The 11,930-nt window shown below is 62.2% G+C and carries 11 protein-coding genes; 5 read left to right on the top strand and 6 right to left on the bottom strand.

Annotation, left to right across the window (positions count from 1 at the left end):
- Positions 1-35 precede the first annotated feature (35 nt).
- The 3 genes from G4Y73_RS12995 to gltX all read right to left on the bottom strand — a co-directional run bounded on the left by G4Y73_RS12995 (position 36) and on the right by gltX (position 3,121).
- Positions 36-1,004 carry a transcriptional regulator gene (locus G4Y73_RS12995; RefSeq protein ID WP_164232245.1) on the bottom strand — a complete coding sequence of 323 codons (969 nt, stop codon included), beginning with the start codon at positions 1,002-1,004 and terminating at the stop codon, positions 36-38.
- Positions 1,001-1,447 carry a Fur family transcriptional regulator gene (locus tag G4Y73_RS13000; protein WP_164232246.1) on the bottom strand — a complete coding sequence of 149 codons (447 nt, stop codon included), beginning with the start codon at positions 1,445-1,447 and terminating at the stop codon, positions 1,001-1,003. Before G4Y73_RS13000 ends, G4Y73_RS12995 begins: the two co-directional genes overlap by 4 nt.
- A gap of 243 nt (positions 1,448-1,690) precedes the next feature.
- Entirely contained in the window at positions 1,691-3,121 is a 1,431-nt protein-coding gene (gene gltX / locus G4Y73_RS13005; protein WP_164232248.1) for a glutamate--tRNA ligase, read from the bottom strand.
- 160 nt (positions 3,122-3,281) lie between these two features.
- On the opposite strand from gltX, the gene mltF reads away from it, so the two are divergent.
- On the top strand, positions 3,282-4,751 hold the full coding sequence (gene mltF / locus G4Y73_RS13010; RefSeq protein WP_164232251.1) for a membrane-bound lytic murein transglycosylase MltF: 1,470 nt from the start codon (positions 3,282-3,284) through the stop codon (positions 4,749-4,751).
- Between the two features lie 290 nt (positions 4,752-5,041).
- Here mltF and dnaQ read toward each other — a convergent pair whose 3' ends face one another.
- From dnaQ to G4Y73_RS13025, 3 genes are all read right to left on the bottom strand, one after another.
- Positions 5,042-5,752, bottom strand: a complete 711-nt coding sequence (gene dnaQ, locus G4Y73_RS13015) for a DNA polymerase III subunit epsilon (RefSeq protein ID WP_164232253.1) — start codon at positions 5,750-5,752, stop codon at positions 5,042-5,044.
- A gap of 190 nt (positions 5,753-5,942) precedes the next feature.
- The gene (rnhA, locus tag G4Y73_RS13020) at positions 5,943-6,380 is read right to left on the bottom strand and encodes a ribonuclease HI (RefSeq protein WP_164232255.1); all 438 of its coding nucleotides are present in this window, start codon (positions 6,378-6,380) and stop codon (positions 5,943-5,945) included.
- On the bottom strand, positions 6,377-7,006 hold the full coding sequence (locus tag G4Y73_RS13025; protein WP_164232257.1) for a class I SAM-dependent methyltransferase: 630 nt from the start codon (positions 7,004-7,006) through the stop codon (positions 6,377-6,379). The genes rnhA and G4Y73_RS13025 overlap by 4 nt, the downstream gene beginning before the upstream one ends.
- Positions 7,007-7,034: 28 nt before the next feature.
- Here G4Y73_RS13025 and gloB point away from each other — a divergent pair, with 28 nt between their 5' ends.
- The 4 genes from gloB to G4Y73_RS13045 all read left to right on the top strand — a co-directional run bounded on the left by gloB (position 7,035) and on the right by G4Y73_RS13045 (position 11,879).
- Complete coding sequence (gene gloB, locus G4Y73_RS13030; RefSeq protein WP_164232258.1) at positions 7,035-7,802, top strand: hydroxyacylglutathione hydrolase; 768 nt, start codon at positions 7,035-7,037, stop codon at positions 7,800-7,802.
- Positions 7,803-7,804: 2 nt separating this feature from the next.
- Positions 7,805-8,686, top strand: a complete 882-nt coding sequence (locus G4Y73_RS13035) for a cupin-like domain-containing protein (RefSeq protein ID WP_164232259.1) — start codon at positions 7,805-7,807, stop codon at positions 8,684-8,686.
- A 152-nt stretch (positions 8,687-8,838) separates the two neighbouring features.
- Positions 8,839-9,792 (top strand): ABC transporter substrate-binding protein, encoded by a 954-nt coding sequence (locus G4Y73_RS13040; protein WP_164232260.1) that lies wholly within the window; start codon positions 8,839-8,841, stop codon positions 9,790-9,792.
- The gene (locus tag G4Y73_RS13045) at positions 9,789-11,879 is read left to right on the top strand and encodes an EAL domain-containing protein (RefSeq protein ID WP_164232261.1); all 2,091 of its coding nucleotides are present in this window, start codon (positions 9,789-9,791) and stop codon (positions 11,877-11,879) included. Before G4Y73_RS13040 ends, G4Y73_RS13045 begins: the two co-directional genes overlap by 4 nt.
- Positions 11,880-11,930: the final 51 nt, after the last annotated feature.

The following is an 11,930-nucleotide window of genomic DNA, read 5'->3' on the forward strand; positions in this document are numbered from 1 at the left end:
GTCATGTGACATTTCCATGACGGCCCGATTACAGGCTATTGATATTTTGCCAGCGCGTCCTCGAGCTGGCTGGCGACGGCCTCACGCAAAAAAGGCGGCGAGATCACCTCCACATCCGGGCCATAGCGCAGGATTTCCATCACCAGCTCCCGGCTGCGTCCGAAGGGCACGGTCAATTCGAAGCGGCCGTCGTCAAGCCAGCTGTTCTTCTGCTCCGGGTGCCAGACCTCGTCGGCCGCCCAACGTGCCGACTCGGCCCCGAAACGCAATACGGCATCGTGCTCGACCGGGCCGGAAAAGATGCCGAAAGCCTGATCGAAATGGCGCGCCAGCTCCTCGTCGGGCAGATCGATGCTGGTCTCTTCGAGGCGTCGAATATTGCGGATGCGCTCGAGCGCGAAGCTGCGCAGACCTTCGGAGCGGTGGCACCAGGCATCGAGATACCAGCGGTCGCGGTAACTGGTCAGACGTTGCGCCGAAATCTCGCGCTCACTGACGTCGTCGCGGCGCCGGCCGTGGTAGGTGATGACCAGGCGCTCGCGCTTGAACAGAGCTTGCAGCACATCCTCGAACAACTCGGCCGGCACCGGTCGACCGGCATCGTGGCGGATGTTGATGCGGCCCGGCTGGGTGGAAAAGTCCAGACCCTGGGCATCCAGTAGCTGATTGATGCGCTGCTGCACGCCCTCGAGCTCATCCTCGAGCAGGCCGGGCTGGACGTTGCCGAGCACATGGCGGGCAGTCAGCAGAGCCTGCAGTTCGTCCGGGCTGATCCACAGGCCCGGCAACTCGAAGCTGCCGGCCAGGCTGCGGTCGTAATAGAAGCCCCGACCATCGGCATCCTGCTCCAGCGGAGCACCGAGATGATCGCGCAGTTCATTGATCAGGCGATACAGGGTCGCCTGGCTGCAGCCGAGCTCTTCCATCAGGTCCTGACGGGAAATCGGGGTGCGCCGCTGGCGCAGGATGTCGTGCAAGTGATAGAGACGTTCGCGGCGACTCACCCGTGCTCGGCCTCGTAGCAGTCGTCACACAGACCGTAGATTTCGAGCACCTGGCGACTGGGGTGAAAAGCCTTGTGCTCGGCCGCAGCATGCAGCTTGCTGGTCAGCGCCGGGTCGTGAATTTCGGTCACCGTCTGGCATTCATCGCAGATCAGGAACTGGCCCTGGTGGGACTCGGCCGGATGGAAGCAGCTGACGAAAGCGTTGAGTGACTCGAGACGGTGTATGAAGTGGTTATCGAGCAGGAATTCAAGCGCCCGGTAGACCGTTGGTGGGGCCGCGTTGGGCTGCTCGGCCTTGAGCTGATCGAGCAGATCGTAGGCCTTGACCGGCCCCTCGGCCGATAGCACCAGTTCCAGCACCCGCCGCCGCGTGGGCGTCAGTCGAAGCCCACGTTGCCGACAACGCTGCTCGACCTCACGAATGACCTGGCTGGAGTCCATGTCGTCATTCTATCAGGCAGGGTGGGCAAAAACCTTTGAAACGCAAAGACGCAAAGCAGCAAAGAACGCTAAGAAAGAAAAGCAATAAGGCAGGTAACCACGGAAGTTACTGAGAGGCTGGAGTTAACCCAGTTCACTCTTTAGTTGGCCTATTTTCCTTCAACTTTTTGATTTTCTTTGCGTCCTTTGCTGCTTTGCGTCTTTGCGTTTATAAGGTTTTCAAAGGGCTATAGCCCCCCAATCTCAGCTCTGGGCAGCAGCACGGTCGGCAATGTAGGCCAGGGCGCGGTCGATGCGCGCCAGGGTGCGCTCGCGTCCCATCAGCCACAGGGTCTTGTCGATCGACGGCGATTCGCCGTGACCCATCAGCGCGACCCTGAGCGGCATGCCGATCTTGCCGAAGCCGATCTCGAGCTCGTCAACGGTTGCCTGAACCGCACCCTGTAGATTCTCCGGGGCCCAGTCCTCCAGATCGGAAAGCCGGCCCCGCAACACCTCGAGGGGCTCGCCGGCCACCGGCCGAAGATGTTTCTTGGCTGCACCGGGCTCGTAGTCGGAGAAATCCTCGAAGAACGGCCGGCTGCGTTCGACCAGTTCAACCAGGGTCTCGACACGCTCGGCCTGGACCGGGATCAGGTCGGCCAGCGGCGGGCCGCTTTCGGCGTGCAGCCCGGCACGTTGAAGATGCCAGACCAGTTCGGCGTGCACCTGATCGCGGTCGCCTTCACGCATGTAGTGCTGATTGAGCCAGTTGAGCTTCATGGTGTCGAAACGCGAGGCTTTGTGGTTGACATCGGCGATGTCGAACAGCTCGATCAGTTCCGCCCGCGAAAACACTTCCTGATCGCCGTGCGACCAGCCCAGCCGGGCCAGGTAGTTGATCATGGCCTCGGGCAGGTAGCCCTGCTCACGCCAGGCCATGACACTGACCGCGCCGTGACGCTTGGAAAGCCGCGCGCCGTCATCACCGAGGATCATCGGCACGTGCGCAAACTCCGGGGCTTCCGCCTCGAGCGCACGGTAGATGTTGATCTGCCGCGGCGTGTTGTTGATGTGATCGTCGCCGCGAATGACCAGGTTGATGTTCATATCCAGGTCATCGATGACCACGGCGAAATTGTAGGTCGGTGAACCGTCGGTGCGCATGATGACCAGGTCATCGAGCTCGCCATTGGACACCTCGATGCGGCCACGTACCCGATCGTCGAAGGCCACCGTTCCATCGAGCGGATTGCGGAACCGAATCACGGGCTCGACCCCTTCCGGCGCTTCGGCCAGATCGCGGCAGTGGCCGTCGTACCGGGGCTTCTCGCCGGCATTCATGGCTTTTTCGCGCAGCGTCTCCAGCCGCTCCTTGGAGCAGTAGCAGCGATAGGCCTGACCGCTTTCGAGCAAGCGGTCGACCACCTCGCGGTAGCGGTCCATGCGTTCGCTCTGGAAGTAAGGCCCTTCATCGGCATCCAGTTCCAGCCAGGCCATGCCATCGAGAATCGCCTGTACCGACTCGGCGGTGGAGCGCTCACGATCAGTATCCTCGATGCGCAGCACGAACTGCCCGCCCGTGGCGCGCGCCGCCAGCCAGCAGAACAGGGCCGTGCGTGCACCGCCAATGTGCAGGAATCCGGTGGGAGACGGGGCAAATCGGGTGCGAATCGCTTGGGTGTCGCGGGCCATGGCCAGGTCGCTCGAGGGGGGAGAAAAGCCGGGTATTCTAGCAGACAAGGGCGGCTTAATCGCGGCGCCCAAATCCGCTATAAAGGGGCGGTATGCATTGCCTCGACCTCCGCAAGAAGACCCGCCCGAATTCCATCGCGGTTCGCTGTCGGCACCCTCAGTGACCGGCACCGAACCACAATCGGGGGGCTGGCGCGCGGGCCTGGCGCTCCGCCTTCGCGCCCTGCTGCGCTGGCTGGTTCTGGCGGCGGTGATCGCGATGATCGCGATTTCGGGGGATGACCGACTGACCCAGGTCGAGCGCATCGAGGCGCGCGGCAGCCTCGTCATGCTGACGGTCAACGGCGCGTCCACCTACTATCTGGGCCCGGAAGGCGAAACCGGCTACGAGTACAGGCTCGCGCAGCGCTTTGCCCGCTATCTTGGCGTTCCGCTACAGGTCGTGACCGTCGACAGCGTCGGCAACCTGATTCCCGAGCTGCTGGCCGGAAACGGCGATTTCGTAGCCGCCAACCTGACCCGAACACCGAACCGCCAGCGTGAATTGCGCTTCGGCCCGGCCTACGAGTTCGTTGTACCCACCGTGGTCTACCGCCGCGGCTCACCCCGCCCCCGCTCGATCGAGGACCTGGCAGACGGCAGGCTGGGCCTGATCGACGGTACGGTATACGAGTCCCTGCTCGCCGACAGTGAGGTCCGGATCGAGCCGGACATACGCCCGGAAGCCAGCATCGAGGACCTGTTCGAAGCGATCACCAACGAGGAAATCGACTACACCATCATCGATTCGAACATCCTGGAACTGAATCGGCGCTTCTTTCCCGCCATTCGACCGGCCTTCGAGCTGGGCGAACCCCAACCGCTGGCCTGGGCCACGCGCCGCTCCAACGATGACTCGCTAGTTCAGCTCATGCGCGAGTTCTTCCTGGTGGCCGGGGAACGAGAGGTGCTGGCCGAACTACGCCAGCAGTATTACGGCCACATCGACAATTACGAACCCGTCGGTACCTTCACGTTCATGCGCCAGATCCGCGAGCGCCTGCCCGCGCTGCGTGCCTATTTCGAGCAGGCCGCCGAACGCTACGATCTGGACTGGCGCCTGCTCGCCGCGGTCGGCTACCAGGAGTCGCACTGGAACCCGGCGGCGGTATCACACACCGGAGTTCGCGGCATCATGATGCTGACGCGCCGCACCGCCGGCCAGCTCGGGATCGAAAATCGCATCGACCCGCAGCAGAGCATCATGGGCGGTGCCCGTTACCTCAAGTCCATGATCGAGCGTATCCCCGAACGGATCGAAAACCCGGATCGTCTGTGGCTCGCCCTGGCGGCCTACAACATCGGTTACGGACACCTGGAGGATGCCCGCGTCATCACCCAGCGCCGCGGCGGCGACCCGGACCGCTGGGTGGACGTGCGCGAGAACCTGCCGCTGCTCACCCAGGAGCGTTGGTACAGCCAGACACGCTTCGGCTACGCCCGAGGTTACGAGCCGGTGCAGTACGTGGAGAATGTGCGTACCTTCTTCGAGATTCTGACCTGGCTCGAGGGCCGTGAGCACCCCGCACTGGTCTCGAGTGATTCGGATTCACCGGACAGTGAAGGCGAGGACACCGAGCCGGATAATTAAGGAGCCTTTGAACAACTCTGCACGGAGCGCGTTTTGACGGAGAAGCCGCAGATCGTGTGGTGCGGCGCGAGTGACAGTAGCCGTAGCTACGGCCGAGTGGCGCAACGCGCGAGATGCGGCTTCTCCGTCAAAACCCTTCGGGACGGGCCTTTGCGGGGTCTCCGATCCGTTTCGGCTCACTCATTTGGAATGACCAAACCACGCTCGCCGAAGCCGGAACGGAGCCTCCCGCAAAGACCCGTCGCGCCCGCGCAGAGTTGTTCAGAGGCTCCTTAAGCAACCGCCCTCAGCTACTGCTCCTCCAGATCCAGCCACAGGCACTTCCCCGAGCTCTCGCGAATGGCCGCCAGGCGCTGACGATGGGCATTCAGCTCCCCGGCATCCGGCTCACGAGCCACCAACTTGCCCAGATCGAGGTTACTGACCACCTCGCCGGCAGCTGAGTCGCGCTCCTCGCCACTCGACAGGTCCAGCGCCAGGTCGACCTGACCGCCGGTCATGGCCAGGTAGACCTCCGCCAGCAGCTCGGCATCGAGCAGGGCGCCGTGCAGGTCTCGACCGGAATTATCCACCTCGTAGCGTTTGCACAGCGCATCCAGGCTCACGCGCTGGCCCGGGTGAAGCTCGCGCGCCAGCATCAGGGTATCGAGAATGGTGGCGTGATCCTCGACGCAGGTCGACTGCTCGAGTCGCGCCAGTTCGGCATTCAGGAACCCGACGTCGAAGGGCGCGTTGTGAATGATCAGCTCGGCATCACGGATAAAGTCGAGGAAATCATCGGCCAGATCGGAAAAGCGCGGCTTGTCGGTCAGAAATTCATTGGTGATGCCGTGAACGGCCAGCGCGCCGTCTTCGACGTCACGCTCGGGATTGACGTAAACATGGAAGCTGCGCCCGGTCTGGCGTCGCTCGATCATCTCGAGACAGCCGATCTCGATGATGCGGTGCCCTTCCTCGGGTTCCAGGCCGGTGGTTTCCGTATCAAGAACAATCTGTCTCATGAAAAGACCTTTATATTTGTCCACAGATGAACACAGATATACACAGATAAAGAATCTAAAAACAGGTCATTACGATTCTTGATGGGCAAGTTTCGAAATCAAACCATCGGTCAACGAACACAGCGATGAATTGTCTTTCTGTTTCTTAAATCTGTGTTCATCTGTGTTCATCTGTGGACATAATGATTTTTTACTGTTGTCCCTTGGCCGCCAAACTTGCCAGTTCGTCGGCGCGTTCGTTTTCCGGGTGGCCGCTGTGGCCCTTGACCCAGTCCCACTGGACCTCGTGGCGTTCGCGTGCCTTGTCGAGGCGCTGCCACAGTTCGGCGTTCTTGACCGGCTTTTTCGACGCCGCTTTCCAGCCATTCCGCTTCCAGTTGACCATCCACTCGGTGATGCCCTTGCGCACATACTGTGAATCGGTGGTCAGGACCACGCGACAGGAGCGTCTGAGCGATTCCAGGGCCTGAATGGCGGCCATCAATTCCATGCGATTGTTGGTTGTTTCCGGTTCGCCGCCGGAGAGCTCGCGTTCGTGGCCATTCCAGCGCAACAGCGCGCCCCAGCCACCGGGGCCGGGGTTGCCCAGGCAAGCGCCATCAGTCCAGATATGCACGGGCTTGCTCATGCCGCGCGGCACTGGCTGGGTACGGCTGAGCCGGCGGCAACCTGCGGCTGACGAAATCGCACCGGTTCGATGCGGGCCGGCTCGGCCGGCTTGCGTGCCACGACCGCCAGCACCGGAAAGAGCCCCGGCACTAATCCGCGTAACTGGACATTGGCCGAGATCGACAATTGCAGGTTGCAGCGCGCGTGCATCAGCTGGAACTGCGGCCAGCTCGGCAAGCGCATGGCCGATCGCCCCAGTTCCTGCCAGGCCATACGATGCCAGGGGTTGGCCGACACCGAAACCAGCACACCCCCGGGCTTGAGCACGCGCGTCGCCTCGGCCAGCAGGTTGCCGCGGACGGCCGGTTGCCAGACGTGGCGCATCAGCACACCCGGCACGCTGTCATCGTCCAGCGGCCAGCATTCCAGTTCGGCCCGGAACGGCCAGCAGCAAGAATCGGCATCGACCAGCACCCGGCTCTTGTTCAGGTCGGTCTGCGGCGAGGCGCTGGCCGTGGGTGCGACCTCAAGAATCCAGCGCGGACGCGGATGGGCAAAGCCGGCTTCCACCAGCCGGGCTTCCAGAGTCTGCAAGCCGGAAAACCCGGCCGGCATGCGACGCGCGTTAGAATGCTTCTCGGACACGCGAAAAGCATACCAGACGGAGCCCCCGATGCCGCTGTCGATCGACGCCATCCCAACCCTCGAGACCAACTACGTCTGGGCCCTGCACGACGGTCGCCACGCCCTGTTGGTCGATCCCGGTGAAGCCGGGCCGCCGCTGGCCTGGCTGGCCGAAAACGAGCTGCAGCTTGCCGCGCTGCTGATCACGCATCACCACTGGGACCACACCGACGGCATCGACGACATCATCGCCCGGCACCCGGTGCCGGTCTACGGACCCGACGACCTGCGCATCCCGCAGGTCGACCACCCCTTGCGGGAAGGCGATCACGTTGAAATCGATTCTCCCCGTTCCCGCTTCGAAATCCTCAGCGTACCCGGCCACACCAGCATACACCTGGCCTACTTCGGCCATCGCCTGGTGCTGTGCGGCGACACCCTTTTCTCGGCCGGCTGCGGACGCCTGTTCGAGGGCACACCGGAACAGATGCTGGCCTCGCTCGACAAACTGGCCGACCTGCCGGGCGACACGCGGGTGTTCTGTGCCCACGAGTACACCGTGGCCAACTGCCGCTTCGCCCTGGCGGTCGAACCCGACAACCAGGATCTGAAAGAACGCTTGCACGAAGTCGAGACCCTGCGCGAGAACGGCAAAATCACCCTGCCTTCCAATATCGGTGCCGAACGCCGTTTCAATCCGTTCTTGCGCGCACGCGAACCGGGCGTGATCAAGGCCGTGCAAGAGCACGATCCGGGCTGCGGCACGGAACCGGTCGAGATCTTTGCCGCCCTGCGCCGCTGGAAAGATAATTTCTAGCCATGGTTGCCCTCTCCCCGGTTGAACAAGTCGATGAAGTCGATGCCACGACTTTCCAGGCCGAATACAAGCGGCCGGCCCGTCCGGTCATCATCAAACGCCTGACCGAGTCCTGGCCGGCGCGCCGGAAGTGGACGGTGGCACACCTGAAGGAACGCGCCGGCCACGTGGTCGTGCCGCTTTACGACAGCCAGCCCTCGCGTGATCACAAGCACCAGCACGCACCGGCCGCGCGCATGCCGCTGGGCGAGTACATGGATCGGCTGGAACAGGGCGAGAACGACCTGCGCTTGTTCTTCTTCAACTTCTTCAACACCATCCCGGACCTCACCCGGGATTTCGACTATCCGGACGTCGGACTGAAGTTTTTCAGAAAGCTTCCCGTGCTGTTCATGGGCGGCAAGGGCTCGCGCGTACAGCTCCACTTCGACATCGACCTGGCCGACATCATGCTCTGTCACTTCGGCGGCCCCAAACGGGTGTTGCTGTTCGCACCCGACCAGACGCCCTGGCTCTACCGCGTGCCGTTTTCCTTCAGCGCCCTGTTCGACGCCCGCGTCGATCAACCCGACTACGACAAGTATCCCGCGCTCAGAAAAGTCCATGGCCAGGTCGCCGAGCTGGAGCACGGCGACGTACTCTACATCCCGCCCGGTTACTGGCATTTCGTCAAGTACCACGACATCGGTTTTTCGATGTCGCTACGCGCCTTCCCGCGCACGCCGGGCAACATGGCACGCATGCTCTATAACCTGCTGATATTGCGCAGCATCGACGGGTTGATGCGCAAGACCATCGGCCAGCCCTGGAACGACCGCAACGAGCGCCGTGCCCGCAGCAAGACCCATAAACGCCTCCAGTCAGCGTCTGGACAGGCGGGTTAGAAGATCCGGTTTCCTGGCGTAAACCCGCGGTGTGACGGGCGAAAATCGGGATTGACGTACAATCGGGCCGGTAATCCGGGCCTTCAACACCGGGGATTTGGTGCCCCGATAGCTCGGAAACGGCGATTTTCGCTGACTCAGGAGCAAAACGCATGCCTGACCGAATCGTCCTCGTCTGTGCGGCCGCCCTGCTGATCGGTGCCTGTACGCAGCCGGAAGAGCCGATCCGGATCGGTGTGTTGCTGTGGCCGCCCTATGAACTCGCGCATCTGGCCGAAGCAGAAGGCTTGATGCCACCGGGGCGAATTCGCCTGATCGACTACCAGACCCCCGCCGAAGTCGTTCGCGCCTACCGAAACGGCCTGATCGACGGCCTGTTCCTGACGACGCAGTATGCCCTGAGTGACTATCCGGATCGCCCGGGGACCCGCATCATCTACGCCATCAACGAGTCCAAAGGCGGAGACAGCCTGCTGACACGGCCGGGCCTGGACTCGTTCGAGGACTTGAAAGGAAAGACGGTTGCCCTGGAGGCCGGCCCACTCGGTGCCTACATACTCCAGCGCGTACTGGATCTCAGCAAGCTCGAGCGCGGCGATCTCAAGCTTCGCTTCATTGACACCCCCGGACACGTCGACGCCTATACCAGCGGTGAGGTCGACGCCGTCATTACCTACGAGCCGTTTCGCTCGCATGTGCTGGAAGCTGGTGCAACCGAACTGTTCAGCAGCCGTGACATCCCCGGCGAGATCATCGATGTCCTTTATGTCTCCGGCCAGTTGCTCGAGAACCGCTCCGAAGACCTGGTGCAGTTTATTCGCGCTCTCGATGAAGCTCGCCGCCTGCTTGAAACTCGGCCCGAACAGGCGCTTCCCGTCATGGCCCAGAGGCACCAAATGGCACCGGAAGCCTTTGCGGGGGCATTGGCCGGTGCTTCCCTGTTCAACCTTGAAGAGAACATGAAGCTGTTGGGCGGAGAGCGGCCTGTGCTGGCCGAGAAGACACGCAGCCAGTTCGAAGTCTTCCGGCGTGCCGGCATGCAGCAGTCCGAAAGCATGGACTTCGCCGAGCCGGATGCACGCATCGTGCGCAAGGTGATGCCGTGATTCGACGACGACTTTCGCTGCGATACCTGATTCCGCTCTTTATCCTGGCGCTCGGATTGGTGGCACTGGGCACGACCTACGTGCTGAATATCCGACACGCGGTACAACAGCTTGAGCGCAATGCCGAAGACACCATGCGCACCCTGGCGACCGTCACGGCCGGCACACTCGAGGCCGCCTATCGCGGCGATGACACTGATCAGGCTCGTGCCGCCATCGAGCGCCTGGCCGGCCACCGAAGGATCCACCATGCGCTGATGGTCAATCCGGATGGCATGGTTGAACATGCCACCCGTGTGCGATGGCTGAACGCACCAGTCTCCGAGCTTGAACACGGTGTTCCGGCCACCCTGGTGGCCCACCTCACGACGTCCCGCTCGGCCCGGATCGAGTTCGGTCCGCAGCGCTCGGTCCTGCATGGCGCCTTTCCGATCAGGATTCGGGGAATGGCCGAAACCTTCGTGCCCGAAACCCGGGCCTGGCTGATGATGGCTTTCGACCTCACCGAAGCGAAAACCGCGTTGCGGCGGGATACGCTAGCCCGTCTTGCGATCTGGGCACTGCTGCTCCTGCTGGGTTGCGCCGTCCTTTATCTGTTCCTGCGCCGCACCGTCCTGACCCGAATCGTGAAACTGCGGGCCGCTACCCGCGCGGTAGCCACCGGCGATTTCAGCTCCCAACCGAGCATCCGGGGCACTGACGAAATTGCCGATCTGGCCGAGGATTTCCGGACCATGACGCGCAATCTGCGGAGCTACCAGGATCGCTTCCAGGCACTCAACTTCCGGGACGCCCAGACCGGGCTGTACAACCGCCACGGGCTTGAACGGCACCTGTCGCAGGCCCTGGCGGACGCGCATGATTCGAACCGACCCTGGTTACTCTGCAATTTCGACATCGAGGGCATCAAGGTCATCAATAGCACGCGCGGCCATGCTGCCGGCGACGCGCTGTTGGCACAGGTCGCCGAGCACCTGGAGAAAATGTCATTAGATAAAGGGATTCCGGCCCGCATCGTCGGCGACGAATTTGCCTTGTTAACTCCCGTGCAGGGACGTAAGACCGAGGAACTTGTGCACGACATTCACGCCTCCCTGGAGTCGTTGCGATTCCAGTGGGAGGAGTCCTCACAGCCAGTGCGCATCAATCTCGGCGCAGTGGTTATCGATCAATCCATCGACGAAGTCGAAACTGCAACCAGTCTTGCCAACGCGGCGCGCCTGGCGGCGAAGGATGCAAGCTACGAGCGGGTGCGCATCGGGCGCAAGGATGATCCGGACCTCGACCTCTCGACTGCGCCCATGCGCTGGGTCGGTTCAATTACTGCAGCGCTCGAATCCGATCGATTCGAATTGTTCGCACAGGAGATTCAGCCCAGCCGCCTGGGGTCCGAGCCGGGGCTCTTCTTCGAAGTGCTGGTGCGATTGCGTCAACCGGATGGTGAATTGATATCACCTGGCATGTTCCTCCCGGCCGCCGAAAAGTACCGACTGGCCGGTCGCATCGACCTTTGGGTCATCAAGCATTTGTTTGAGTTCTTCAATGCCGAGCCCGAACATCTCAAGAGGATATCTCTGTGTTCAATCAACCTGTCGGGGCTCAGCCTCGGCAGCGAACAGATCATCGACCTGGTCTCGGACGAGCTAAAAAGGGGCGCCCTGCGGGCCGACCAGCTCTGTTTCGAGATCACCGAAACCGCTGCCATCACCAACCTGTCCGCCGCTACCGCCTTCATTGCGAGGTTGCGCGGACTCGGATGCCGTTTTGCACTCGACGATTTCGGCAGCGGCGTGTCCTCCTTCGGCTACCTCAAGAGCCTGGAGGTCGACTTTCTCAAAATGGACGGCATGTTCGTCCGTGGCATCGGCGATGACCGCACGGACCGGGCGATCGTCAAGTCAATCAATGAAATCGGTCACCAGACAGGCAAGCAGACGATCGCCGAGTTCGTCGAAACCAGTGAAGTGGCCGACATCCTGCGCAAGATCGGCGTGGACTACCTGCAGGGCTACGGCATCGGGCGGCCCATGACGCTCGAGAAAATGCTCCGCCGTTCGACCCGGCGTGGGCGCAGCGCCCTCGGATGAGGACGACCCGACCGAAGATCCCTGCTCGCACATCCGACACCACCTGATTTT

Origin of the sequence: Wenzhouxiangella sp. XN201, from assembly GCF_011008905.1 — a bacterium.
Classification (GTDB): domain Bacteria; phylum Pseudomonadota; class Gammaproteobacteria; order Xanthomonadales; family Wenzhouxiangellaceae; genus Wenzhouxiangella.